Raw genomic sequence first — 24142 nt, forward strand, 5'->3', positions numbered from 1 at the left:
AAGAACTAACTACTAACTCTAATATAAAATGGATTTAAAAGATATTCAGAATCTAATAAAATTCGTAGCCAAGTCAGGTGCTAGCGAAGTGAAATTAGAAATGGAAGATGTTAAAATTACGGTTAAAACTGGTACTGGTAAGACCGAAACTACTATTGTACAACAAGCTCCGATGGCCCAAGTTCCTGTTACTCCTGTTGCAAGTGCTCCAGCTCCAGTTACAGAAGCACCTACTAAAGCAGAAACACCGGCAGATGATGATTCTAAATATGTGGTGATCAAATCACCAATTATTGGAACCATGTATAGAAAACCATCACCAGATAAGCCTATGTTTGTCGAAGTAGGTAGTACTATAAATGTTGGTGATACAGTTTGTATTATAGAAGCAATGAAATTATTTAACGAAATTGAATCTGAAGTTTCTGGAAAGATCGTTAAAGTATTAGTTGATGATTCATCACCTGTCGAGTTTGACCAACCTTTGTTCTTGGTTGACCCATCATAATTTCGTACTAACCTAACATTAGAAATTATGTTTAAGAAAATTTTAATTGCCAATAGAGGTGAAATAGCTCTTCGTGTAATTCGAACATGTAAAGAGATGGGCATTAAAACTGTTGCTGTTTATTCTTCGGCAGACGAAGAAAGCTTGCATGTAAAGTTTGCCGATGAAGCTGTACGTATTGGTCCTGCTCCAAGTAATGAATCTTATCTTAAGATTTCTAACATTATTGCAGCGGCCGAAATTACGAATGCTGACGCCATTCATCCTGGTTATGGATTTTTATCAGAAAACGCAAAGTTTTCAAAGATATGTGAAGAGCACGGCATAAAGTTTATTGGCGCTTCCGCGGAAATGATCTCAAAAATGGGAGACAAAGCTACTGCTAAAGCTACGATGAAGGAAGCTGGTGTACCATGTGTTCCAGGGAGTGATGGAATTATCAAAGACTTTAAGGAGTGTGAGAAGATAGCGAAAGAAACAGGTTATCCTGTAATGCTTAAGGCTACCGCTGGGGGAGGTGGTAAAGGAATGCGTGCTGTTTGGAAGAAAGAAAACTTAAAAGATGCCTGGGATTCTGCTAGACAAGAATCTAAAGCTGCTTTTGGTAACGACGATATGTATATGGAAAAGCTTATAGAAGAGCCACGCCATATTGAAATTCAAGTTGTGGGAGATTCTACGGGTAGAGCATGTCATTTATCTGAAAGAGATTGCTCTGTACAACGTCGTCATCAAAAATTAACTGAAGAAGTACCTTCTCCATTTATGACAAGTGCTTTACGTAAAAAAATGGGAGAAGCTGCTGTAAAAGCTGCTGAATATATAAAATATGAAGGTGCTGGCACAGTAGAATTCTTAGTTGACAAGCACAGAAATTTTTATTTCATGGAAATGAATACACGTATTCAAGTAGAGCATCCTATTACTGAACAAGTAATAGATTTCGATTTGATTCGTGAACAAATTCTAGTAGCTGCTGGTGTGCCAATTTCAGGTAAAAATTATACTCCTAATTTACATTCAATTGAATGTAGAATTAATGCGGAAGACCCATACAATGATTTTAGACCATCACCCGGAAAGATTACTACATTACATGCGCCAGGTGGACATGGAGTGCGCCTAGACACACATGTATATGCAGGATATATGATTCCACCAAATTACGATTCTATGATTGCTAAATTGATTACCACTGCTCAAACCAGAGAAGAGGCAATTAATAAAATGAAGCGCGCATTAGATGAATTTGTTATTGAAGGTATAAAAACTACAATTCCTTTCCATAGACAGTTAATGGAGCATCCAGATTATTTGGCTGGTAATTATACCACTAAATTCATGGAGGATTTTGAAATTGAAGCAGAGGATTAACAAATTTCATTTTTTAATAAATAGTAAAGGGTATACTTAAGTATATCCTTTATTTTTTTAATTTTATATCAAAATCAGAATAAGATGAAAGAAAAAGGCTTACACATTGATGGTATTGATAAAATTATCCTTAAAAATTTAATGAGTGATGCTAGAGCTCCTATTTTAGGTATCGCTAGAGAAGTAGGTATCTCTGGTGCCGCTATTCATCAACGATTACGAAAATTAGAAAAATCTGGGTTATTAGCTGGTTCTAAATTTATAATAAATCCAAAGGTTCTTGGTTACAAAACATTAGCTTTTGTAGGAATCTTTTTAGATGCTGCTAGTACTTATAAAGAAGCGATAAAGAGACTTAAGGAAATTGATGAGGTGATAGAAAGTCATTATACTACTGGCAACTATGCTATTTTTGCAAAGATATTATGTAAAGATAATGAGCATTTAATGCATGTATTAAATAAGCAAATACAATTAATAAAAGGTGTAGCAAGAACAGAAACTTTTATATCACTAGAACAACAGATAGATAGACAAATTAAAATATAAAAAACCCCGCTTAAGCGGGGTTTTTTATATGTTACTAATATGCTTAATCTCTGCCTAAAATTTGCCAAGCCCAATATAAAAGTGTCGCAAGAGAACCTAATGCAGCCACTAAATAAGTGCGAGCTGCCCATTTTAAAGCATCTTCTGAACCTTTATATTCTTCTTGGCTTACTATGTTTTTATTTTTTAGCCATGCTAGAGCTCTATTGCTAGCATCATATTCTACAGGTAAAGTAATAAAGCTAAATACAGTACCCAGAGCCATAGCTACCAAACCAGCTATAGCTACCATATAACCAATACCTGTACTGCCTGAAGCAGCCCCTAAAACCAGCCCTCCAATTACTAAGTAAGTTGAGAAACGTGACGTAATACTTACTGCAGGAACTAATTTAGAACGCAATGTTAACCACTCATAAGCTTTTGCATGTTGTACAGCATGACCAACTTCATGCGCTGCAACAGCAGCAGCAGCAGCATTTCTTTGATTATAAACACCTTCACTTAAGTTCACTGTTTTATCTTTAGGGTTGTAATGATCGGTTAACATTCCCTTAGTAGAAATAACCTTAACATCATTTATTCCATGATCTGCTAACATTTTTTCTGCAATTTCTGCACCACTCATTCCATTGCGCAACTGTACTCTAGAGTAATACTTGAATTTACTTTTTAATTTATTGCTTATGATCCAACTTACTAGAGCAATAATTCCAATAAGTGCATAAAATCCCATCATAATATGTATGTTTTTTAATTGTTAATTTAATAATCTTGATAAATTTACAACATAAATTATTCCAAAGTTCTAAAAGGATTCTTAATTTGTCCTTTAAAAGAAGATGTTTTAATTATTTTATTGAAATTCAACTAATTATATTTATTCTCTATTCGATTTAGTCGAAAATAAAAGCATGACAAAAGTTCCTGAAATATTACTGATATATACTGGTGGTACCATTGGTATGATAAAAGATTATGAAACCAATGCCCTTAAAGCATTTGATTTTAATCACTTATATGAAAAGATACCTGAGTTAAATCAACTGAATTGTAATATAGAAGCTGTTTCGTTTAACGAACCTATCGATTCATCTAATATGAATACGAAGTATTGGATTGATATTGTAGATATTATTGAAGAGTATTATTATCAAAAGGATGGTTTCGTAGTGCTTTCAGGTTCTGATACGATGTCATATACATCTTCTGCAATTAGTTTTATGGTTGAGAATCTAAATAAACCAATCATTTTTACTGGCTCTCAGCTGCCAATAGGAGATTTAAGAACTGATGCTAAAGAAAACTTGATTACTGCTGTACAGATTGCAGCTTCAAGAAACAAAAATGATGAACCATATATTAAAGAGGTAGGTTTATATTTTGAATACAAGTTATATAGAGCTAATCGTACAACTAAAATTAATGCAGAACAGTTTGAGGCATTCACTTCGTCGAATTATCCTCCGTTAGCAGAGAGTGGTGTGCATTTAAAATTTGATGAGAACTCCTTACTTAAGGAATCTGAAAATGGTAGGTTAACAGTTAGAAAAAAATTAGAAGATAAAATTGTAATATTAAAATTGTTTCCAAGTATTACCAGAAATGTAGTTGAAAGTATTTTGAACATTCAAGATTTAAAAGGAGTTGTTCTGGAAACGTATGGATCGGGTAATGCTCCTTCAGAGAAATGGTTTATAGAATTACTAAAAGAAGCATTAAAAAAAGGATTAGCTATAGTTGATGTAACTCAGTGTGCAGGCGGAAGTGTTATACTAGGGCAATATGAAACCAGCGTTCAATTAGAAAAGATAGGATTGATAAATGGCAAAGATATTACTACAGAATCTGCGGTTGCCAAACTTATGTATCTTTTAGGTGAAGATATCCCTAAACAAGATTTTAAAACTATTTTCGAAACTTCTTTGAGAGGAGAAATGAGCTGATTTTTATCTTAAAACTTTTATTAAACAATTTTTTTTTTGTTACTTGCTCATCCTTAAATTAAAAAAAAGCATTTTTAGGAGAGATGGCCGAGTGGTTTAAGGCGCATGCCTGGAAAGCATGTTTACGAGAAATTGTATCAAGGGTTCGAATCCCTTTCTCTCCGCACATAATAGCTTTTTTTAATAAAAATTTATATCTTTAACCCGTTAACTAATTTAATTAATTAAGATTTACACAATGAAAAAAGTATTTACTATCCTAGCAATCACAGGATTATTTTTAGGTTCAGTTCAAAGTAGCTTTGCTGCTGTAGCAACTGTTATGCAAGAAGAAGCTGCTGCAGAGCAGACATTTCACCAAATTGTTAAGCAACGTTTTATAGAAGGAGGTCCATTATTTATGGGTATTGTTCTTGTTGTATTGATTCTTGGTCTAGCAATTGCTATCGAAAGAATTATCTACTTAAACATGGCAACTACAAACACTAGCAAATTGGTAAGTAGTATCGAAGATGCGCTTTCTTCTGGCGGAGTAGAGGCTGCTAAAGAAGTAGCGAGAAACACTAAAGGCCCTGTTGCTTCAATATTCTATCAAGGTTTAGATAGAATGGATGAAGGTGTAGAACAAGCTGAAAAAGCTGTTGTAAGCTATGGTGGTGTACAAATGGGATTGTTAGAAAAAAATATTTCATGGTTATCATTATTTATTGCATTAGCACCAATGTTAGGTTTTATGGGTACTGTAATTGGTATGATTGATGCTTTTGATGCAATTGCTGCTGCTGGTGATATTTCTCCAGGAATTGTTGCAACTGGTATTAAAGTGGCATTATTAACTACAGTATTTGGTTTAATTGTTGCAATAATTCTTCAGATATTTTACAATTATATTATCTCTAAAGTAGATGGTATTGTAAATAATATGGAAGATGCTTCAATTTCACTTGTTGACCTATTGGTTAGACACAAAAAATAATCAATACTATGGATTTATATAAAATATTTAAATATGTAGCCGCTGCTGTTGGTATCATCGCAATCATTTTTTTGGTTCGAATGATGATGATCGGTGGTGATGCTATACAAGATGATCCGAGTCAACAAGGAGTAGCAAACGCTTTTGTAATGTTTGCATATTGGTTGCTAATTATTGTTGCTGGAATAACGATTGTTTTATCAGTTTTGAACTTGGTGAAAAATCCACAAAACTTAAAAAAGACCTTAATGGGATTAGCAGCTCTTGGAGTTTTATTGGCTATCTCATATTTTATGTCTTCAGGTGATGCAGTTATAGATGGTTTTGGTAATGTTGTTAAAAACGGAGAAGCTGGTAGTACCTCTAAATGGGTTGGTACATTAATAACATTTACTGGAATTTTAGGAGCGATAGGCTTAATAACTATTGTTTTGGGCTTTTTTAAAAGATTAAAATAAACTTATGGCTAGAAGAGACACCCCAGAAATTAATGCAGGATCGATGGCAGACATTGCCTTCTTACTATTAATATTCTTTTTAGTAACAACTACGATGGATATTGATACTGGGATTCCTCGCAAATTGCCAGAGAAACAACCAGAGGACATTACACCTCCAATATTAAAAGAAAAGAACGTTTTTGAAGTTAATATCAATAGACGTAATGAAATTTTAGTAGAAGGTGATCAGTACATGCAAGTTGATGAATTGAGAGAAGCTGCTATCAAATTTATTGATAATGGTGGGGGTACTGCAGCTGATATGGCAAAAGAGAACTTAAAGGTTTGTACTTGGTGTGAGGGAGAGAAAGATCCTACTTCATCAGATCATCCAAAAAAAGCAATTATTTCACTACAAAGTGATAGAGGTACGTCTTATGCTACTTATATTGCTGTTCAGAATGAATTGGTAGGCGCGTATAATGTTTTAAGAGATAGATATTCAAACAAAAAGTATGGCAGAGATTTTGATGATTTAAACAAAGATCAGCAAAAGGAAATTAAAATTGATATTTATCCTCAAATTATCTCTGAGGCAGAACCAACAAAATAGAAGAATATGTCTAAATTTAGAAAAAAGAAAAAAGGAATGCCTGGTATATCTACGGCATCTTTACCAGATATCGTATTTATGTTATTGTTCTTTTTTATGGTTACCACAGTAATGCGTGAGACCGAAATGAAGATTAAAAAACCTACGTTGCCTAAAGCAACAGAAGTTAAGAAGTTAGAAAAGAAGAGTTTAGTAAATTATATCTATGTTGGTAAATCTAAAGATGGAGCAACTAAAGGAGATAAAGTTCAATTAAACGATAAAATTGCATCTGTTGATGAAGTTCCAGCTTTTATTTTTCAAGTTAGAGCTAAGCATTCAGAAGAAGATATCCCTAAATTGACAACTTCTATTAAAGCTGATGTTGAAGCTAATGTTGGTACGATTACAGATATTAAACAAAAATTAAGAGATGTAAATGCTCTTAAAATTAACTATTCTACGCTCAAAGGAAGTGCGCTAGATAATGTGAAGAACTAATTAAATTAGTATATAATTAAAAAGGCAATCAATTATTGATTGCCTTTTTTTATTTTGATACATTTGTTAGTATATCATGAAGAAAATTACATTAATACTTCTATTCTTTTGTGCATTAAGCGGGGCACAGTCAGATGATTCTAGATATTTAGAAGACCAAATTTATTTCGGGTTGTCTTATAATATTATGAACCAGCGACCGGATAGTATTTCTTCTAATGGATTCTCTAACGGTTTTTTTATTGGCTTTATTAAAGATATTCCTATCAATGAAGAAAGAAACTTTGGCTTTGGTTTAGGATTAGGATATGGTAGAAATACCTACTTTCAAAATTTAAAGATATCTGAATTAAATGATAATACTATTTTTGAGTCTTTAGAAGGCCAATCTTTTTCTCGAAATAAATTTTCATTGCATAGTATTGAAGTCCCTTTTGAAATTAGATGGAGAACATCAACTCCAACTCGGTATAAATTTTGGAGGGTGTATACTGGTATTAAATTTGGATATATTTTCTCTTCTGATGCAAAATTAAAACAGGGTGCCACAGTCAAGGTTCGAGGAATCGATGAGATCAATAAGTTTCATTATGGGTTGACTTTAGCGGCAGGTTATGGTACTTGGAATGTAAATGTATACTATGGCTTGAATAAAGTTTTCTCTGATGCATATCTCGCTCCATCAAATGAGAAAATTGATATTAGAGAATTAAGAATTGGTCTGATATTTTATATACTATAAGATAGATATAAACTGTAAGAAGCAAGTTGAGCTACTACTCCTATTAAAAAACCAATATAGACTTCTAAATTTTTATGGGCTTCGAGTTTTAGTCTAGAGGTCGAAATCAATCCAAACAAGGCAAACAAGAATATAATCAGCCCTAATAAGTTTAATTCGTAATGATAGCTTAAAACTGCCGTAAAACCTATTAATCCACCAATACTGATTGTGTGTAAACTAGACTTTATTTTCAAATAAAATAAAATGTAAACAATAATTAATGCTATACCACATCCAAAAAAAGAAAATGCTAGCAGGTCAACAAAATTTGGGGTTAGTAGTAACTTTCCTAATAAGAAGAAAAGAAAGATCATAAACAGTACCGGAAACTTTCGCTCATTTATCGTTTTTAAATGATAATCTTCTACCAGTTTTAACCTCTTTAAAAAGAACAATAATAGTATAGGTAAAATATAAGTTGATGAAAAAACAATACCTAAAACAATGCGTTCACTATCATCGGGAATATGAGAGGGTATAATTATGAAATATAAAAAAGATGCAATAGTAGAAAATAAAACCGGATGGAAAATGTAAGATACAGCGCGCCAGAATAACATGTTAGATTTCTTTACGCAAACGAGCAACAGGTATACTCAATTGCTCTCTATATTTTGCAACCGTTCTACGAGCAATTAAATAACCCTTTTCTTTGAGGAGAGCAGCTAATTTATCATCGGTTAATGGTTTTCTTTTGTCTTCATCTTCAATAACAGTTTGAAGAATTTTTTTAATCTCTCTAGTTGAAACGTCCTCACCTTGCTCGTTCTTCATAGATTCAGAGAAGAATTCTTTAATCAATTTAGTACCGTATGGAGTATCTACATATTTACTGTTAGCGACCCGCGATATTGTTGAAACATCCATATTAATTTTATCAGCTATATCCTTTAAAATCATTGGTTTTAGTTTACGCTCATCACCAGTTAAAAAATAGGCCGATTGATGATGCATAATGGCGTTCATGGTTAATAACAACGTTTGTTGACGTTGCTTTATAGCATCAATAAACCATTTGGCTGCATCCAATTTTTGCTTAATAAATAGCACAGCATCTTTTTGAGATTTCGATTTGTCTTTAGACTCTTTATACCCTTTCAACATATTATTATACTCAGAAGATACATGTAATTCTGGGGCGTTTCTAGAGTTTAAAGTCAACTCTAATTTTCCTTCGATAATTCTGATAGAAAAATCAGGCACAATTTGCTCAACAATTTTATTAGAACTGGCATAAGAACCGCCTGGCTTAGGATTTAATTTTTCAATTTCTTGGATTGCAACTTTTAATTGCTCTTCAGAAATATCAAACTTTTGAAGTAGTTTTTTATAATGTTTCTTAACAAAATGGTCAAAAGCAGTATCGAGGATTTTAGTAGCTAATAACCTGCTTTCTGTTTCTTCTTTACGCTTCAATTGGATTAGAAGGCACTCTTCTAGATTTCTAGCACCTACACCAGCAGGATCTAACTGATGTACCACATCTAACATTTGCTTTACCTCATCTTCAGATGTGTAGATATTAGCTGTAAAAGCAAGGTCGTCTACAATATCTTCTACAGATCTACGTATGTAACCACTTTCATCTATACTCCCTACTAAAAATTCAGCTATTGTTCGTTCTTGTTCATTTAAACGAAACGTATTTAATTGATTCTTTAGATGTTGATTAAATGAAGTACCCGCTGCATAAGGTATATGTTTTTCATCGTCGTCCCTACTGTAGTTATTTGCATGGAGTTTATAACTAGGCGTTTCATCATCACTTAAATACTCATCAATATTGATATCAGTCTCAATAGAATCATTACCAGAATCGTCATATTCATCTTGAGATGTATCACTAAAGTCATCTCTTTCGTCTTTACCACTATCTAAAGCTGGATTCTCTTCTATCTCTTGTTTTATTTTTTCTTCAAAAGCCTGAGTTGGCAACTGAATCAATTTCATTAATTGAATCTGTTGCGGCGATAATTTTTGTGATAATTTATATTGTAAATGTTGCTTTAACATACAAACTTAACTCTGATTAAAATAAAAATACAAAAAAGTACTAATATCATTTTCGCTAATGCGCAATCTTATTAAAATTCTGCATTCTGAGGTGTTCTAGGAAACGGGATTACGTCTCGAATGTTGCCCATTCCTGTAATGAACATGACTAGACGGTCAAACCCTAAGCCGAAACCTGAATGAACAGCTGTGCCAAATTTACGAAGATCTAAATACCACCATAATTCTTCTTCGGGTATATCTAAATCTGCCATTTTTTCTTTCAAAACGTCTAAACGCTCTTCGCGCTGAGATCCACCGACAATTTCTCCGATACCTGGGAATAAAACATCCATTGCGCGAACTGTTTTTTCATCTTCATTTAAACGCATGTAAAATGCCTTAATACTAGCAGGATAATCAAATAGAATCACAGGACACTTGAAATGTTTTTCTACCAAATAGCGTTCATGTTCACTTTGTAAATCGCTTCCCCAACCTTCTATTAAATACTTAAACTTCTTTTTCTTATTTGGTTTAGAATTTCTAAGAATATCTATAGCTTCGGTATAAGATATTCTTTTGTAGTTATTGCTGACAACAAAATTTAGTTTTTCAGAAAGCGTCATTTCATTTCGTTCTGTCTGAGGTTTGTGCTTGTCCTCGTTAATTTGACGCTGTTCTAAAAAAGTGATATCATCTTTGTTATGTTCTAAGACATAAGAGATGGAATATTTTAAGACATCTTCTGCCAAATCCATATTTCCATCTAAATCCATAAATGCTACTTCTGGTTCTATCATCCATAACTCTGCCAAATGCCTAGAAGTATTAGAATTTTCAGCTCTAAATGCAGGGCCAAACGTATAGACTTTACCAAGTGACATTGCATAAGTCTCTGCTTCTAGTTGACCAGAAACAGTTAGATTGGTTTCTTTTCCAAAAAAATCTTTTTCAAAATCTACTTTTCCGTCTTTATTATTTGGGACATTTTCTAAGTCTAATGTTGTTACCTTAAACATTTCTCCTGCACCTTCGGCATCACTTCCTGTAATAAGAGGTGCATGCATATGAAAAAATCCATTTTCATTAAAATATTTATGAATAGCAAAAGATAATGAAGATCTTAAACGCATTACAGCGCTAAATGTATTTGTACGCGTTCTTAAGTGAGCATTTTCTCTTAAGAATTCAAGTGAATGCTTCTTTGGTTGTATGGGGTATTCTTCGGGATTAGAATCTCCCAATATTTCAATACTTGAAACTTGTATTTCAACCGATTGACCTTTACCTTGACTTTCAACTAAAATGCCAGTTATAGCTACGGCTGCTCCAGTAGTAATACGTTTTAACAACTCTTCATTGGTATTTTCAAAATCGACAACGCATTGAATATTTTTAATGGTAGATCCGTCGTTTAAAGCAATAAACCGATTAGCCCTAAAAGTACGCACCCATCCTTTTATATTTACTTCTTGGGAAAATTTATTTGATTGTAATAATTCAGCAACGTTCTTTAGCATTCTTCTAAATTTTATCGAATGGCAAAGATACTAATTGCTTTATGATTCACGAATTAAGAAATGTGAATTATTTAATAAGGTTCATTAAATATTGGCCATAACCACTCTTTAATAAAGGTTCAGCGATTTCTTCTAATTGAGACTTAGAAATAAAACCTTTGATGTATGCAATTTCTTCTATACAACCGATTTTTAACCCTTGCCTTTCTTCTATAACTTGCACAAATTGTTGCGCTTGTATTAATGAATTAAAAGTGCCCGTATCTAGCCAGGCAGTACCTCTACTAAGTGTACTTACTTTTAATTTACCTTGCTTTAGATATTCTTTATTTACATCTGTAATCTCATATTCACCTCTAGCTGATGGTTTCAGATTTTCAGCAATTTTAACTACATCATTATCATAAAAATAAATACCCGGCACTGCATAGTTCGATTTAGGTTTCTCAGGCTTTTCTTCAATTGAAATTACATTATTGTCTTTATCGAACTCAACAACTCCATAACGTTCAGGGTCAGTTACTGGATAGGCAAATACTGTTCCACCACTATTCTCAGAAGCATTAATTAAAGCACGGTGCATTCCTCCTCCATAAAAAATGTTATCACCTAAAACTAGTGCAACTTTATTATTACCTATAAATTCTTTACCAATTACAAATGCTTGGGCCAATCCATTAGGTATTTCCTGAACTGCGTATCGAAAATTACAGCCCAGTCGCTTACCATCTCCTAATAAGCGCTCAAAAAGAGGTAAATCATGAGGAGTTGAAATGATTAAAATATCTTTTATGCCAGCCAACATTAATGTTGAAAGAGGATAATAAATCATTGGTTTATCATAAATAGGCATCAATTGCTTACTTACGGCTAACGTTAATGGATGTAGTCTAGTTCCACTGCCACCGGCTAAAATAATTCCTTTCATATTTCTTCTTTAATAACTTCTTCTAATTCTTCAATCTGCCCATCTTCATCTTCCTTTGGTAGGATTTTCATAGCAGGCTCCTTAAATACTTTTTTATTTGCTATTCGCTGCTCTAATGATAATAATAACGATGGTAGCAATAATAAATTTGATACCATTGCAAATAATAAAGTAACAGACACCAACCCACCTAAGGCAATTGTTCCTCCAAAGCTAGAAACGATGAATACTAAAAACCCAAAGAAAAGAACAATAGATGTGTAAAACATACTTACACCAGTTTCTCTTAAAGCGGCATAAACAGATTTTTTCACACGCCAGTGATTTGCTTGTAACTCTTGTCTGTATTTTGCTAAAAAATGAATAGTATCATCAACCGAAATACCAAAGGCTATACTAAACACTAAAATTGTAGATGGTTTAATAGGTACACCCAAAAATCCCATTAATCCAGCTGTTACCAATAAGGGTAAAATGTTAGGCAAAAGAGATATTAATATCATTTCAAAAGACCTAAACATCCAAGCCATAAAAATCGAAATAAGTAAAATAGCTAATGATAAAGAAACCACAAGATTTCGTATTAGATAGTTAGTTCCTTTTAAGAAAACCAATGCTTTTCCAGTCATTTTAACATCATAACGTTCTTTGGGGAATTCTTTGTCAATTCTAGCTTGTAAACGTTCTTCAATACGCTCCATTTTTTCAGTACCAATATCTTTCATAAAAGTAGTGATACGGGCATATTGACCAGTTGAGTCTACAAAGTTATTTAGCAGATCAGAATTGGCATCAGAGTTTTTTGTAAACTCTAAAATAAAAGCGCGTTCTTGCCCGTTAGGTAACTGATAGTATTTTGGATTTCCATTGTAATATGCTTGCTTAGAATATTTTACTAAGTTTAAAACAGAAACTGAAGGAGATAATTCGGGTATTTCATCTATAATTTCATTTAGCCTATCCATTCGCTTGAGTGTGGCTAATTTCATAACACCTTTTTTGCGTTTGGTGTCAATAATTATTTCTAAAGGCATAATACCACCAAATTCCTTTTCAAAGAATATAATATCTTTAAAAAAGGGTTTTCCTTTTGGCATATCTTCAATCATACTACCAGAAATACGAATCATATAAACCCCGATAATACTCGTCACTATAATAAGGACAGTAGAAATATAAATTGCAATACGCTTATGGCGCACCATATTTTCCATCCAATCTACAATGCTTTCTATCCATTTTTTTTCAAGATGCCTTAAATGCTTATCCTTTGGTTTAGGTTGGAAACTATATATAATCGGAATTATAAGAAGTGACAACATAAATATTGCAAGAATATTAATTGAGGCTATAATACCGAACTCATTTAATAATTGACTCTTGGTGAAAATAAATGTAGCAAAACCAGAAGCTGTTGTTACGTTGGTCATTAATGTGGCATTACCAATTTTTGAAATTACCCGCTGTAATGATTTTGCTTGATTGCCATGACTCTTTACCTCGTGTTGATACTTGTTGATTAAGAAAATACAATTAGGAACACCAATGACAATTATTAATGGAGGAATCAATGCCATTAAAACAGAAATTTCATATTGAAATAAGCCGATAAACCCTAACGCCCAAATTACACCGATACTAACAACAAGCATGGTGATAAATGTGGCTCTAAATGACCTAAAAAAGAAAAAGAAAATCAATGAGGTGACTAACAATGCTAGACCAACAAAGATGCCGATTTCATCAATAATATTTTGGGCATTCATAGTACGTATGTAAGGCATTCCAGAAATGCGAACGTCAACTGTATTGTCTTTTTCAAATTTTTCTATAGTAGGATTGAGAATATTGAAAATAAAATCTTTACGCTTTATAGTATTTACTATATCTTTTTTTACATAAATAACAGAACGAATTGTGCCTGTTTCTTTATTGAATAGGAAATTGTCAAAGAAAGGTAAGTTATCAAAAAGCTCTTTTTTAATTTTTAAAACTTCAGTATTGGTTTTAGGATTTTCTTTATAAAGTGATTCAACAGTGAACTTTTTATTTGCATTGTCCTTTTTTAACTTCTTGATATCACCTATAGAAACACTAAAGTCAACTTCTGGAAACGTATCTAGTTGTTGAGAGAGCTTATTCCAGTTATTAAATTTTTCAGCAGTAAAAATGGTAGAATCTTGAACTGCTAAAATGATAATGTTACCTTCTTCACCAAAAATATCTAAGAACTTGTTATACTCAACATTTACTGGATGATTAGATGGTAAAAGATTAGCCTCAGTATGAGAAAATCTAATATTCTCAGTTTGAGTATATAAAAAATAGGTTATAAGACTTAAAATGATAAGAATAGGGATTCTTCCTTTTAAAATTATTCTAGAAACAACTGGCCAAAAGTTCATCAAAATCGCCTATTTTTTAAGATTAACAAAGGTAATAAAATAGTTTAGGTAATTTGAAGTGTTGGTTTAAAAACCTAAGCTTAAAACATAGGTTAATTTTACAGCTAAATTATCTGAAAATTTATCATTGCTATAAGCACCATATCTGTAGAATGAACTGATGCCAAACCCTTTAAATAAATGGTTTAGAACAAAGCCAGATTCTAAGTAGCCTTTATTCATTTTTTTGATAGGAATACTGTGATTTTGTGGCTCATCAATTGTGCCAATTGCAAATCTAGATATAAGGCTTAAGCGAGGTCTAAATTTTTGACTGATTCTAAATCGTTTAAAATTATGTCTTGCATGTAATGAAACATATCGTTCAGAGATAAATTCATTGAAAGTCATGGTCTCAAAGGCATTAGCGCCAGAAAAATTGATTCTCTTCCGCCAAGGATTTCGTAACGAATAATTAGGCGTTGCATTATATAAATGCGTTAGTGGGGCGTTTCCTCCAACAATGCCTCCTTGAAGCAAGAAAGATGTAGAGCTATTTCTTAAAAGTTTTATCACATGTTCTATTTTAAAATTGAACTGTGTAAAATCAACATCTCCACCGATTATATTTTCAAAACTTTTGGTTAATTGAGCAGTTATTTTAGGATACCCTTTTTTAATTGCAATTTTACCAACTGGCGAGTTCATATATTTACTAAAAGGCGTCCATTTTACAGCTAGAGTTGCAGTAGTTAAATTATAATCTTCAAAAATTTGCCCACCATTTGTGAATAGATAATCGAATTTGGTATTAAATCTACCATGATTTAATTTTAGTTTTGATTCAACATTCGGAAAAACATCATGCTCAATATTTATATCGTAAGAACGATACCCATAGAATTGACTAATGTTCAAATTTCTAGGATTTATTAACGAAAAAGAAGTGTCATCAAACAAAAAATCTATTTTTGCAGCTTCTTGTAAGTCGTCTGTATAACTAAAAACCAACCAAGTATTATTGTATTTGTTTAATCTGAAGGCTGCCCCAATTCTATATTTAAATTTAGCGTCTTTAAAACCATAAGCGGTATAACCTTCTAATCGAAATTTACTTGAAAATTTCGGATTTGTAACCCCTCCAAAACCTAATCTAAAGCCTTCATAGTTATTAAAGTTGATGAGTTGACTTAGATCAAAATCGAAGTATTTAGTAGGATAATATCCTTTCAATATTTTTCTGGCAATATTTAGTTTTTTTTCAGCACCTTCTTTATGTGAAATACTATCAATGATTCTATAAGTTTCTATTCCTCGCAGAGAAATGGAATCTGTTCTAAACTGATTCCAATATGTTTCATTACGATTGGCAATATCATCATGTATTTCAATACTAGAAGCTGAGTTTAGGACTTTGACAGGTTCGTTAATACTAATATCAAAGTTCTTGGTTCTAGAAATTAAATACGAAACATCACTAGGGTCTTTCTTATTTGTTTTTACAATTGAGTCATTTCCTTTACTAGCACTAAATACAATTGAGCCAAATAATTTTACTGGAGTTTTGTTATTTCCTTTGCGGAGAGAGATTTCAGTTTCTTTAGGGAACCAAATATTATACTTGGGTCGATACTCAAAACTTTGTATAGCTTTTACATTTACAGCGCCTTTAAGCTGCGCAATACCTTTTTCTAGGGCAAATTGATTTGAATTAATGTATAGAACACCTTCGAGGCCGATATCATCACTTGCTTTTTTTGGCTTGTAATAAACCATAAAAGTTGAGTCTTTAGAATGCTTAATGGTGTCTAATATTTTATAATTATATTTTTTAATTGCATTCTTTGCTAGTGGATTTATGTATTTGTTACCTAACAATGAATAAATTTCTTCATAAAAAGTAAAATTTTCTATATCTAAAGCTAAGAATTCATAAATAGGTTGTTTAAATCCTGCCATTCGAGAAGCTAAAACGGTTTCTTTTTTATTTTTTCCTCTTTTATATGTGTGTTCAGATATTTTTTCTGAAAGATATAAATGACTTTTATCTATTCGTTTTTTGAATTCATAGTTAATAGAGTCGATCCTTTTAAATACTTTTTTATTGTTTTTTAAAACGAAAACTGAATCAATATTACCAGAAATTGAATCTGGATCAGCGCTAACAATAAATTTGTTATAAGATGTGTATTTAAAGGAGTTTAATTCTTTTTGAATGTAATTTTTATTTCTATTGTATATAGTATTCTGTATAATTCTTAAAGCAGGATTCTCTTTTGCAACTACAACGACTTCGTTTAAACTTTCTTGACTTGGTTGCAATAGTATGGTAATATAGTTCTGGGATTGATTTATGGAAATTTTTTGAGATTTATACCCAACATAAGAAACGGAAAGTTGGGTTATTGTTTTTTTTGACCGAATAAAAAACTTACCGTCGGCATCAGATAGTTCCCCTAAACCATTATTTGTAATTATTGTAGCAAAAGGAAGTGGTGTGTTGGTCTTAGCGTCTTTAATAATTCCTGAAAAAGAGCTTTGAGCAAGAAAAAAAATAGGATAGAATACTATAAATAAAAAGACCGATCGCTTCATTTAAAATTTTTGGCACTCAAAGAAATACCAGATAAAATTAAAAAGCAACCTCTGCGGTTGCTTTTAACATAAGTTTATATTTGATCAAATGACTCACAATTACACAGTCATTATTTCTTCTTCTTTTTTAGCATACATTTCATCAATAACCTTTATATATTTATCTGTCATTTCTTGAACATCAGCTTCAGCATTTGATTTCATATCTTCAGAAACATCTAATTTTTTAATATCATTATTGGCATCTTTTCGCGCATTACGAACACTTACTTTGTCATTTTCGGCTTCAGCTTTAGCTTGCTTAGCTAGTTCACGTCTACGTTCTTCTGTTAATGCAGGAACATTTATAATTATAGATTCACCATTATTCATTGGGTTAAAGCCAATATTGGCTATCATTATTCCTCTTTCAATTTCTTGAAGCATGTTTTTTTCCCAAGGCTGAACTGTAATAGTACGAGCATCGGGCGTATTTACATTTGCAACTTGATTTAAAGGTGTTTGAGAACCATAATAATCTACCATCACACTTCGTAGCATTGCTGGGGAAGCCTTACCGGCTCTTATATTTGCTAGCTCCTTTTTTAAGTGAGCCACGGCATTGTCCATTTGTTCTTTTGCAGTATCTATTATAAATTCAACTTCTTCGTTCATGTTAAAAAAATTTCTAATTCGAATTTAGCAAATCAAAAAGTAAGCCACAAATTATAGATTTACTTTTGTGCCAATATTTTCTCCAGAAAGCACTTTCATTAAATTACCTGGCGTATTCATGTCGAAAACAACAATAGGTAACTCATTTTCTTGACTTAGAGTAAAAGCTGTTGTATCCATTACTTTTAATCCTTTTTTCAATACATCATCAAAAGAAATATCATCAAATTTTATGGCATCGCTATTTTTTTCTGGATCTGATGTATAAATACCGTCTACTCTAGTTCCTTTAAGAATTACATCTGCTCCAATTTCAATTGCTCTTAAGACAGCAGCAGAATCTGTAGTAAAATAAGGATTGCCTGTACCACCACCAAAAATTACGACACGACCTTTTTCTAAATGTCTCATTGCTTTTCGTCTTATAAAAGGCTCAGCAACTTCATTTATTTTTATAGCAGACTGCAGTCTTGTTTGTATTCCAGCATTTTCTAAGGCACTTTGTAAGGCTAGTCCGTTTATAACAGTAGCAAGCATACCCATATGATCTCCTTGCACGCGATCCATGCCATTGCTGGCTCCAGCCACGCCTCTAAAGATATTGCCGCCGCCAATTACAATAGCAACTTCTACACCTTTCTCTACTACATCTTTAATTTCATCAGCGTATTCTGCTAAGCGTTTAGGGTCTATGCCGTATTGCCTTTCTCCCATTAAGGCTTCACCGCTTAGTTTTAATAAAACTCTTTTGTATTGCATTTTTTTGAAAGTTTGACAAATATACAAATTATAGAAACAAAAAAACCTCGCCATTTGGCGAGGTTTTAATTCCACGAAAGTGAAAAATATATTATCCTAAAGCAACTCTTTTAAAATCACTTACAGTTACATCTCCAATAGATTTTACATATTGAGCAACACTAACTTTACTATCTTTAATAAACGCTTGGTTTACCAATGTGTTATCTTTAAAGAAACGCTTGATCTTACCTTTAGCAATATTATCTAACATAGTTTCTGGCTTACCTTCTTGACGTAATTGATCTTTAGCAATCTCAATTTCTTTTTCGATTACTGAAGCATCAACACCTTCTTCGTTTAAAGCGATAGGGTTCATTGCGGCAGCTTGCATAGCAACATCTTTTGCAACAACATCAGCACCTTCAACGTTTGCAGATAAACCTACAATTGTAGCTATTTTATTACCGGCATGTATATAAGAACCTACAAAAGGAGCTTCTACTTTTTCGAATGCATTGATATCTAATTTTTCACCGATAACACCTGTTTGTTCGATTAATTTATCCGCAACAGACATTCCATTGAAATCAGCAGCTAAAAATTCCTCTTTAGAAGAAGCATTTAATGCTAATTCAGCTAATTCATGTGCAAGGCTTACAAAGTTTTCGTTTTTACCTACAAAGTCAGTTTCGCAACCTAACACGATAGATACACCTACTGTGTTATCTGCATTTACTTTTGCAATAGCAGCACCTTCAGTTGACTCACGGTCAGCTCTTTTAGCAGCTACTTTTTGTCCTTTTTTACGTAAAATTTCAATTGCTTTATCGAAATCACCTTCAGCTTCTACTAATGCATTTTTACAATCCATCATACCAGCTCCAGTGGTCTTTCTTAATCTATTTACTTCAGCAGCGGTTATTTTAACCATTGTACTCATTCTTTATAAATATTATTAAACTTTTATTTTTCTTCTTTTACTTCTGCAATAGCTTCTGCTACTTTAGCTTCCTCAACTTTTGGAGCGGCAGCAGCTTCTTTTGCAGCAGTAGCTTTATCTTTGTCAGCTTTTCTTTCTGCTAAACCTTCCGCAATTGCGTCAGTTACAAAAGATAAAATCTTATCAATAGATTTAGATGCATCATCATTTGCAGGAATTGCAAAATCTACTGGTCTAGGATCTGAATTTGTATCTACCATTGCAAAAATTGGAATATTCAATTTTTGAGCTTCTGCTATAGCAATATGCTCACGCTTAGTGTCAACAACAAATACAGCGCCTGGTAAACGAGTCATATCAGTAATAGAACCTAAGTTCTTTTCTAATTTAGCTCTTTGGCGATTGATCTGTAAACGTTCTCTCTTTGATAAAGCATTAAAAGAACCATCTTGTTTCATTCTATCTATTTGAGCCATTTTTTTTACGGCTTTACGGATAGTTACAAAGTTTGTCAACATACCACCTGGCCATCTTTCTGTGATGTAAGGCATGTTTACGTTCTTAGCTTTATCTGCAACGATGTCTTTTGCTTGCTTTTTAGTAGCTACAAATAATATCTTTCTACCAGAAGCCGCTATCTTATGAAGCGCCTTAGAAGAATCTTCAATTTTAGCAGCAGTTTTATACAAATCTAAAATGTGAACACCATTACGCTCAGTATAAATATACGGAGCCATGTTTGGATTCCATTTTCTAGTCAGGTGACCAAAGTGTACACCTGCATCTAATAAATCTTTAATTTCAATGTTTGCCATCTTGTTTTTTAGTTTACGTTCCGTTTAATTAGCAATAATTAAGTAGCCACTAGGTGAGTCTTAACTATTTGGGTGCTAAACTTATACGATAACAGTTTATAATTAATAATATATGATTAACGTTTAGAGAATTGATATTTCTTACGAGCTTTTTTCTGACCGAATTTCTTGCGCTCTACCATTCTAGGATCACGAGTTAGTAACCCTTCTGGTTTTAATACCGTTCTGTGTTCTTCATTAATAGAAACTAATGCTCTGGTGATCGCCAAACGAATTGCTTCTGCCTGACCTGTTACACCACCTCCATAAACATTTACGCTGATATCGAAAGATTTTTCGTTGCCAGTTAACATTAATGGTTGCATTACTTTATATTGTAAAGTACCAGTAGTAAAATAATTTTTTAATTCTCTTTTATTGATAGTAATGTTTCCTTTACCTTCAGAAACATATGCACGAGCTACAGCCGTTTTTCTTCTACCTATCTTGTGTATTCTTTCCATTATCTAAGATCGTTTAGGTTTAATGCTTTTGGATTTTGAGCTTCGTGTTTGTGCTCAGCACCAGCATATACATGTAAATTTCTAAATAAAGCGCTACCTAATTTATTTTTAGGTAACATTCCTTTTACTGCTTTTTCTACTAATCTAGTAGGGTTTTTGTCAAACATTTCTGTTGCAGTAAGCGATCTTTGACCTCCTGGGTAACCTGTATGGCGGATATATGATTTATCTTCCCACTTGTTTCCAGTTAAATTAATTTTTTCTGCATTGATAATTACAACATTATCTCCACAGTCTACATGAGGTGTGTAGTTTGGCTTGTATTTACCTCTAATTAGCATTGCTACTTTAGAAGCTAAACGACCCAATGTCTGCCCGTCCGCATCAACTAAAACCCACTCTTTGTTTACTGTGGCCTTGTTAGCTGATACTGTTTTGTAACTTAATGTGTTCACACTATTAGTTTTTGTCTGTTAATAATTTATTTTATCCCTTTTCTAAGGGAGTGCAAATCTACAACTATTTATTTATATAACAAACAGTGATTTAGCTATATTTTTTATGATTGTTTTTTAACGTAAACAAAAAGTTAATTAACAGAATTTTAAGACAGGTAAATGATAATTTCGGGAGTTTGAATGTAACACTCAGAAATTAGTGTGGTCTTTACTATCAAACAAACTAAATAATACATCAGCAGCCGCATGAAAAATCTACCTATCTTATGTTTTTTTGCATTTCTTATGTCTTTTAATGTTCATTCGCAAAAAGAAGATAAGAAGAAAGAAATAATTACTAAGAGGATATATACAACCAAGTTTCTCGGTCAAGAAAAGGCACCAGTGATCGATGGTTTGTTAGATGATGTTAGCTGGAATATCGTTGAGTGGGATGGAGATTTTATAGAATGGAGACCTGACGAAAATACACCTCCACATCAGCAAACTAAATTCAAAATAGTTTATGATAAAAAAAACATTTATATAGCAGTAAAGCTATATGATAAACAACCAGATAGTATAGTGAACCGTTTATCTAGACGAGATGGATTTGCTGGCGATTGGATCGAAATTAACTTTGATAGTTATCATGACCTTAGAACAGGTTTTTCATTTAATGTTACTTCGGCTGGTGTTAAAGGAGATGAATTTATTTCAGCAAATGGTAACAACTGGGATTCTAGCTGGAATCCCGTTTGGTACGCAAAAACTAATATTGATAACGAAGGTTGGACGGCCGAAATGAAAATACCATTAAGTCAATTAAGATTTGGAAAGGCTAAAGAGCAAATTTGGGGATTACAATTAAATAGAAGAATTTTTAGAAAAGAAGAAAGATCTTTATGGCAACGTGTGCCACAAGATTCTCCAGGTTGGATTAGTGAATTAGGTGAATTACATGGACTCATAGATCTTGAACCTCAAAAACAATTAGAAATACAACCTTTTACCGTAACTAAAGCAGATAATTATCCTCGCGAAGACGGCAATCCTTTTCGGGATGGTAGAGACTCTGAATTGAATGGAGGATTAGACGCTAAAATTGGCATTACAAATGATCTTACTTTAGACCTAACTGTTAATCCTGATTTTGGTCAAGTAGAAGCTGACCCTTCCGCTATTGCATTAGACGGGTTTGAGGTCTTCTTTAGGGAGCAGCGACCATTTTTTGTAGAAAATAATAATATTTTTAATTACCAATTTTCTAGATCTAATGCAGGAGATACATTTGGATCTGATAATTTATTCTTTTCTAGAAGAATAGGACGTAGCCCACAAGGGTTTCCAGATACCGTAGATGGTGAATATGTAGATCAACCTGTTAACACTACAATACTTGGAGCAGCTAAGTTTAGTGGCAAGACCAAAAATGGTTGGTCTATAGGTGTTTTAGAAAGTATGACTGCAAAAGAATATGCCGATATTGCTGAGGTGGTAGATGGAGAAATTGTTTCAAGAAGAGATGAGGTTGTTGAGCCCTTAACTAATTATTTTGTAGGTAGATTACAAAAGGATTTTAACGAACGGAATACATTTATAGGAGGTATTTTTACGGCTACCAATCGTAACCTACCAGAGCATTTGGAATTTTTACATGAAGCTGCTTATTCAGGAGGTTTAGATTTCAAACATCAATGGAAAAACAGAGCTTGGTATTTAGGCGGAAATGTGGTTTTTAGTCATGTTAAAGGTACTAAAGAAGCTATTCAAGATACTCAAAATTCATTCAGACATAGATTTCAAAGAGTTGGAGCAAGTTATTTAGATTATGACCCAGAACGTACCTCATTAACGGGAACAGGAGGTAATATTCAAATAGGTAAACAAGCACAAGGTAATTGGCGTTTTGAAAGTGGTTTTACTTGGCGATCTCCAGAATTAGAATTGAATGATTTAGGTTTTCAACGTCAAGCGGATGATTTAAGACATTATACTTGGGTAGGCTATAGATTCTTAAAACCGTTTTCGATTTTTAGACAGCTTGGTTTAAATTATAATCATTGGTCTGCTTGGGATTTTGGAGGAAATCATAATTTATTGCAGTTTAATGTAAATAGTTGGGCAAATTTTAAGAATAACTGGTTTGGTAATTTGGGCGTCACATATGTAGGTGTAAATCAGTCGAATTTTGCCTTACGAGGTGGTCCGAGACTACGTTTTACGCCAAGTATATTCTTTTGGAATAATCTTGGCACAGATAATCGAAAAAAAGTGCGATTCAATATTGGACATAATGGAAATAGATCTTTCGATAATTCACGAAATAGATATCGAGTATATTTTGGCATTTCGTATCAACCATTAAATTCATTGAGGTTATCTTTAAATCCATCGTATAATCATAACAGTGATAAAATACAATATGTTGAAAATGTTGAAGTAGGTAATGATATAAAATATATTAATGCTACTATAGACCAACGAACACTAAGTGCTTCCCTAAGGGTTAACTATACAATCAATCCAAATTTAACAGTGCAATATTGGGGGCAACCTTTTGTGTCAAGAGGTAGGTATATGAATTATAAATACATAACGAACCCTCAAGCGAGTGATTTTGAAAATAGATTTCAACCAATTACAGATACTCAAATGAGTTTCGATGAGGATGAACAAACTTACCTTATTGATGAAAATTTAAATGGAACTACTGATTATTCTTTTGGTAAGCCAGACTTTTCTTTTGTGCAATTTCGCTCGAATTTAGTTGTACGTTGGGAGTATATTCCAGGCTCAGAAGTATTTCTTGTTTGGTCTCAAGGAGTAACTGGAGATGGAAATCCATCCAATGATCTTTTAGCTAATCTTGACAATCAAATTCTCGGTCAAGAAAAAGAGAACACATTTTTAATTAAGGCAACCTATCGTTTTAGACTATAAACTTTAACAAATTGACG

23 protein-coding genes and 1 tRNA gene are annotated in these 24142 nt (G+C 32.8%); 11 read left to right on the plus strand and 13 right to left on the minus strand.

Translation table 11 applies throughout. The features are described from left to right. Nucleotides 1-28 precede the first annotated feature (28 nt). From accB to AC1EUV_RS11775, 3 genes are all read left to right on the plus strand, one after another. Nucleotides 29-508: an acetyl-CoA carboxylase biotin carboxyl carrier protein gene (gene accB / locus AC1EUV_RS11765; protein ID WP_480198916.1), complete on the plus strand. Its 480-nt coding sequence runs from the start codon at nt 29-31 to the stop codon at nt 506-508. A 27-nt stretch (nt 509-535) separates the two neighbouring features. Continuing rightward, nucleotides 536-1882 carry an acetyl-CoA carboxylase biotin carboxylase subunit gene (accC, locus tag AC1EUV_RS11770; protein WP_480198917.1) on the plus strand — a complete coding sequence of 449 codons (1347 nt, stop codon included), beginning with the start codon at nt 536-538 and terminating at the stop codon, nt 1880-1882. Between the two features lie 84 nt (nt 1883-1966). Next, the gene (locus tag AC1EUV_RS11775) at nt 1967-2431 is read left to right on the plus strand and encodes an Lrp/AsnC ligand binding domain-containing protein (protein ID WP_480198918.1); all 465 of its coding nucleotides are present in this window, start codon (nt 1967-1969) and stop codon (nt 2429-2431) included. Nucleotides 2432-2474: 43 nt separating this feature from the next. Here AC1EUV_RS11775 and AC1EUV_RS11780 read toward each other — a convergent pair whose 3' ends face one another. Beyond that, entirely contained in the window at nt 2475-3170 is a 696-nt protein-coding gene (locus tag AC1EUV_RS11780; RefSeq protein ID WP_480198919.1) for a zinc metallopeptidase, read from the minus strand. A 175-nt stretch (nt 3171-3345) separates the two neighbouring features. Here AC1EUV_RS11780 and AC1EUV_RS11785 point away from each other — a divergent pair, with 175 nt between their 5' ends. The 7 genes from AC1EUV_RS11785 to AC1EUV_RS11815 all read left to right on the plus strand — a co-directional run bounded on the left by AC1EUV_RS11785 (nt 3346) and on the right by AC1EUV_RS11815 (nt 7628). Next, nucleotides 3346-4377: an asparaginase gene (locus AC1EUV_RS11785; protein ID WP_480198920.1), complete on the plus strand. Its 1032-nt coding sequence runs from the start codon at nt 3346-3348 to the stop codon at nt 4375-4377. Nucleotides 4378-4454: 77 nt separating this feature from the next. Further along, nucleotides 4455-4541 (plus strand) — tRNA-Ser (locus AC1EUV_RS11790). Between the two features lie 74 nt (nt 4542-4615). Continuing rightward, nucleotides 4616-5353: a MotA/TolQ/ExbB proton channel family protein gene (locus AC1EUV_RS11795; RefSeq protein WP_480198921.1), complete on the plus strand. Its 738-nt coding sequence runs from the start codon at nt 4616-4618 to the stop codon at nt 5351-5353. Nucleotides 5354-5361: 8 nt separating this feature from the next. Continuing rightward, the gene (locus AC1EUV_RS11800; protein WP_480198922.1) at nt 5362-5811 is read left to right on the plus strand and encodes a hypothetical protein; all 450 of its coding nucleotides are present in this window, start codon (nt 5362-5364) and stop codon (nt 5809-5811) included. A 4-nt stretch (nt 5812-5815) separates the two neighbouring features. After that, on the plus strand, nt 5816-6406 hold the full coding sequence (locus AC1EUV_RS11805) for an ExbD/TolR family protein (protein WP_480198923.1): 591 nt from the start codon (nt 5816-5818) through the stop codon (nt 6404-6406). Nucleotides 6407-6412: 6 nt separating this feature from the next. Further along, nucleotides 6413-6886, plus strand: a complete 474-nt coding sequence (locus AC1EUV_RS11810; protein WP_480198924.1) for an ExbD/TolR family protein — start codon at nt 6413-6415, stop codon at nt 6884-6886. Nucleotides 6887-6962: 76 nt separating this feature from the next. Next, the gene (locus AC1EUV_RS11815; RefSeq protein WP_480198925.1) at nt 6963-7628 is read left to right on the plus strand and encodes a porin family protein; all 666 of its coding nucleotides are present in this window, start codon (nt 6963-6965) and stop codon (nt 7626-7628) included. Here the strand turns inward: AC1EUV_RS11815 and AC1EUV_RS11820 are convergent. From AC1EUV_RS11820 to rplM, 12 genes are all read right to left on the minus strand, one after another. Next, on the minus strand, nt 7616-8230 hold the full coding sequence (locus tag AC1EUV_RS11820) for a hypothetical protein (protein ID WP_480198926.1): 615 nt from the start codon (nt 8228-8230) through the stop codon (nt 7616-7618). The genes AC1EUV_RS11815 and AC1EUV_RS11820 overlap by 13 nt on opposite strands. Nucleotide 8231: 1 nt before the next feature. Then, on the minus strand, nt 8232-9683 hold the full coding sequence (gene rpoN / locus AC1EUV_RS11825; RefSeq protein ID WP_480198927.1) for an RNA polymerase factor sigma-54: 1452 nt from the start codon (nt 9681-9683) through the stop codon (nt 8232-8234). Between the two features lie 71 nt (nt 9684-9754). Further along, nucleotides 9755-11185, minus strand: a complete 1431-nt coding sequence (gene asnS / locus AC1EUV_RS11830) for an asparagine--tRNA ligase (RefSeq protein ID WP_480198928.1) — start codon at nt 11183-11185, stop codon at nt 9755-9757. A 67-nt stretch (nt 11186-11252) separates the two neighbouring features. After that, nucleotides 11253-12113 (minus strand): glucose-1-phosphate thymidylyltransferase RfbA, encoded by an 861-nt coding sequence (rfbA, locus tag AC1EUV_RS11835; protein ID WP_480198929.1) that lies wholly within the window; start codon nt 12111-12113, stop codon nt 11253-11255. Further along, the gene (locus tag AC1EUV_RS11840; RefSeq protein WP_480198930.1) at nt 12110-14518 is read right to left on the minus strand and encodes an efflux RND transporter permease subunit; all 2409 of its coding nucleotides are present in this window, start codon (nt 14516-14518) and stop codon (nt 12110-12112) included. The genes rfbA and AC1EUV_RS11840 overlap by 4 nt, the downstream gene beginning before the upstream one ends. A gap of 66 nt (nt 14519-14584) precedes the next feature. After that, nucleotides 14585-17092: a DUF5686 and carboxypeptidase-like regulatory domain-containing protein gene (locus tag AC1EUV_RS11845; protein WP_480198931.1), complete on the minus strand. Its 2508-nt coding sequence runs from the start codon at nt 17090-17092 to the stop codon at nt 14585-14587. 99 nt (nt 17093-17191) lie between these two features. Continuing rightward, a complete protein-coding gene (gene frr, locus AC1EUV_RS11850; RefSeq protein ID WP_480198932.1) occupies nt 17192-17746 on the minus strand; it encodes a ribosome recycling factor in 555 nt (184 codons plus the stop codon). Between the two features lie 51 nt (nt 17747-17797). After that, on the minus strand, nt 17798-18505 hold the full coding sequence (gene pyrH, locus AC1EUV_RS11855; protein ID WP_480198933.1) for a UMP kinase: 708 nt from the start codon (nt 18503-18505) through the stop codon (nt 17798-17800). 91 nt (nt 18506-18596) lie between these two features. Further along, complete coding sequence (gene tsf / locus AC1EUV_RS11860; RefSeq protein WP_480199291.1) at nt 18597-19418, minus strand: translation elongation factor Ts; 822 nt, start codon at nt 19416-19418, stop codon at nt 18597-18599. A gap of 32 nt (nt 19419-19450) precedes the next feature. Continuing rightward, nucleotides 19451-20242: a 30S ribosomal protein S2 gene (gene rpsB / locus AC1EUV_RS11865; protein WP_480198934.1), complete on the minus strand. Its 792-nt coding sequence runs from the start codon at nt 20240-20242 to the stop codon at nt 19451-19453. A 116-nt stretch (nt 20243-20358) separates the two neighbouring features. Further along, nucleotides 20359-20745 (minus strand): 30S ribosomal protein S9, encoded by a 387-nt coding sequence (gene rpsI, locus AC1EUV_RS11870; RefSeq protein WP_480198935.1) that lies wholly within the window; start codon nt 20743-20745, stop codon nt 20359-20361. After that, nucleotides 20745-21200, minus strand: a complete 456-nt coding sequence (gene rplM / locus AC1EUV_RS11875; protein ID WP_480198936.1) for a 50S ribosomal protein L13 — start codon at nt 21198-21200, stop codon at nt 20745-20747. The genes rpsI and rplM overlap by 1 nt, the downstream gene beginning before the upstream one ends. 249 nt (nt 21201-21449) lie before the next feature. Between rplM and AC1EUV_RS11880 the strand changes: the two genes are divergently transcribed. Further along, the gene (locus tag AC1EUV_RS11880) at nt 21450-24125 is read left to right on the plus strand and encodes a DUF5916 domain-containing protein (RefSeq protein WP_480198937.1); all 2676 of its coding nucleotides are present in this window, start codon (nt 21450-21452) and stop codon (nt 24123-24125) included. Nucleotides 24126-24142: the final 17 nt, after the last annotated feature.

It is taken from the genome of Maritimimonas sp. 2304DJ26-3, from assembly GCF_056591635.1.

Coding starts and splice junctions, on each gene's coding strand:
- accB (WP_480198916.1), top strand. CDS start 29: ATGGATTTAAAAGATATTCAGAATCTAATAAAATTCGTAGCCAAGTCA.
- AC1EUV_RS11880 (WP_480198937.1), top strand. CDS start 21,450: ATGAAAAATCTACCTATCTTATGTTTTTTTGCATTTCTTATGTCTTTT.
- asnS (WP_480198928.1), bottom strand. CDS start 11,185: ATGCTAAAGAACGTTGCTGAATTATTACAATCAAATAAATTTTCCCAA.
- tsf (WP_480199291.1), bottom strand. CDS start 19,418: ATGGTTAAAATAACCGCTGCTGAAGTAAATAGATTAAGAAAGACCACT.
- rfbA (WP_480198929.1), bottom strand. CDS start 12,113: ATGAAAGGAATTATTTTAGCCGGTGGCAGTGGAACTAGACTACATCCA.
- AC1EUV_RS11800 (WP_480198922.1), top strand. CDS start 5,362: ATGGATTTATATAAAATATTTAAATATGTAGCCGCTGCTGTTGGTATC.
- AC1EUV_RS11815 (WP_480198925.1), top strand. CDS start 6,963: ATGAAGAAAATTACATTAATACTTCTATTCTTTTGTGCATTAAGCGGG.
- accC (WP_480198917.1), top strand. CDS start 536: ATGTTTAAGAAAATTTTAATTGCCAATAGAGGTGAAATAGCTCTTCGT.
- frr (WP_480198932.1), bottom strand. CDS start 17,746: ATGAACGAAGAAGTTGAATTTATAATAGATACTGCAAAAGAACAAATG.
- rpsI (WP_480198935.1), bottom strand. CDS start 20,745: ATGGAAAGAATACACAAGATAGGTAGAAGAAAAACGGCTGTAGCTCGT.
- AC1EUV_RS11780 (WP_480198919.1), bottom strand. CDS start 3,170: ATGATGGGATTTTATGCACTTATTGGAATTATTGCTCTAGTAAGTTGG.
- AC1EUV_RS11795 (WP_480198921.1), top strand. CDS start 4,616: ATGAAAAAAGTATTTACTATCCTAGCAATCACAGGATTATTTTTAGGT.
- rpoN (WP_480198927.1), bottom strand. CDS start 9,683: ATGTTAAAGCAACATTTACAATATAAATTATCACAAAAATTATCGCCG.
- pyrH (WP_480198933.1), bottom strand. CDS start 18,505: ATGCAATACAAAAGAGTTTTATTAAAACTAAGCGGTGAAGCCTTAATG.
- rpsB (WP_480198934.1), bottom strand. CDS start 20,242: ATGGCAAACATTGAAATTAAAGATTTATTAGATGCAGGTGTACACTTT.
- AC1EUV_RS11805 (WP_480198923.1), top strand. CDS start 5,816: ATGGCTAGAAGAGACACCCCAGAAATTAATGCAGGATCGATGGCAGAC.
- AC1EUV_RS11840 (WP_480198930.1), bottom strand. CDS start 14,518: ATGAACTTTTGGCCAGTTGTTTCTAGAATAATTTTAAAAGGAAGAATC.
- AC1EUV_RS11775 (WP_480198918.1), top strand. CDS start 1,967: ATGAAAGAAAAAGGCTTACACATTGATGGTATTGATAAAATTATCCTT.
- AC1EUV_RS11845 (WP_480198931.1), bottom strand. CDS start 17,092: ATGAAGCGATCGGTCTTTTTATTTATAGTATTCTATCCTATTTTTTTT.
- AC1EUV_RS11785 (WP_480198920.1), top strand. CDS start 3,346: ATGACAAAAGTTCCTGAAATATTACTGATATATACTGGTGGTACCATT.
- AC1EUV_RS11820 (WP_480198926.1), bottom strand. CDS start 8,230: ATGTTATTCTGGCGCGCTGTATCTTACATTTTCCATCCGGTTTTATTT.
- AC1EUV_RS11810 (WP_480198924.1), top strand. CDS start 6,413: ATGTCTAAATTTAGAAAAAAGAAAAAAGGAATGCCTGGTATATCTACG.